Source organism: Vreelandella sp. V005 (assembly GCF_052645115.1).
In genome coordinates this window covers 1-1,204 of record NZ_JBQXYA010000019.1, presented here as the reverse complement: position 1 = coordinate 1,204, position 1,204 = coordinate 1, and the positions used below count along the sequence as shown (strand labels likewise).

The 1,204-nt window shown below is 54.5% G+C and carries 1 protein-coding gene; it reads right to left on the bottom strand.

All coding sequences use genetic code 11. The annotated features are described in order from the left end of the window. Positions 1–16: 16 nt before the first annotated feature. Positions 17–1,137 (bottom strand): IS3 family transposase gene (locus ACUN8H_RS18720; protein ID WP_445533543.1). Its coding sequence is split into 2 segments (ribosomal slippage): positions 17–879 and positions 879–1,137, totalling 1,122 coding nucleotides; the frame shifts between segments, so codons are not numbered across the junction. Positions 1,138–1,204 lie beyond the last annotated feature (67 nt).

Sequence of the window (1,204 nt, the reverse complement as noted above, 5' to 3'; positions counted from 1 at the left end):
CGACGTCACCCCATCTTCAGTAGCAGCTAGGTTTAGAGTCAGAAGTAACTTTATCGTGTTTTATCACCAGTTGCTCGGCATAGGCTGAAGGTGTCAGCCCACCAAGACTTTTCTTCGGTCTTTCTTCGTTGTACTCCCGCCGCCATGCTTCGATGACAACCTTGGCGTGATGAAGACTGGTGAACCAATGCTCATTCAGACATTCATCTCGAAAGCGGCCATTGAACGATTCGATGTAGGCGTTTTGATTGGGTTTTCCAGGTTCGATTAAAAACAGGGCAACACCGCGTAGATGCGCCCACAACAGCATGGCGCGCCCACAAAATTCCTTTCCATTATCCGTACGAATGGCGCTAGGTAGGCCACGTTGTAAAGCCAGTTGATCTAGAATCCGTGTTAACGACAGACCGCCAATGGCCCGTTCAGGCACGATCGCCACGGCTTCATGGGTAGCGTCGTCGACGACGGTGAGGTTCTTTATCACGCGACCTTCTGCGGTACGGTCAAACACAAAATCCATTGACCAGACCTGATTGGCGGCGCAAGGGCGACCCAGTGGCTTACGCTCAGATGTGGGAACCTTCTTGCGCTTTCGTCGTTTTACCTGCAACCGAGCCGCCGTATAGAGGCGCTCGACGCGCTTATGATTGACCTGTTCCCCGGCTTGACGCAGCTTCAGGTAGATCATGCCAGCGCCGTAGCGACGATGCCGATGTGCCAAGGCAACAATGCGTTCACGCAATGCCTCATTGCGGTCAGGGGCCGATTGGTAGCGCAATGCACTGGCACTCATACGGATGACACGGAGCGCTCGGCGCTCACTCAGGCCACGTGACACCATAAAGCGCACCACATCTCGGCGTGCAGGGGCACTCACCACTTTTTTCTCAGCGCCTCGCGAGTGGCCTCCATTTCCAGTAGCGACTCCGCGAGCAGCTTTTTCAAGCGTCCATTTTCGGCTTCGAGTTCTTTGAGTCGCTTGGCATCGGGCACGCTCATGCCGCCAAACTTGCTGCGCCATAGATAGTAACTGGCTTCTGAGAAGCCGTGCCGACGGCATAGCTCCTTGATGGGCAGTCCCGCTTCGGCTTCGCCCAGGAAACCAATGATCTGTTCTTCGCTGAAACGCTTCTTCATGTCCAATCTCCTTACCCATAGGATCGGACTCTAAAGTGTAGCGCTACTCAATCAGGGGGAGACGTCG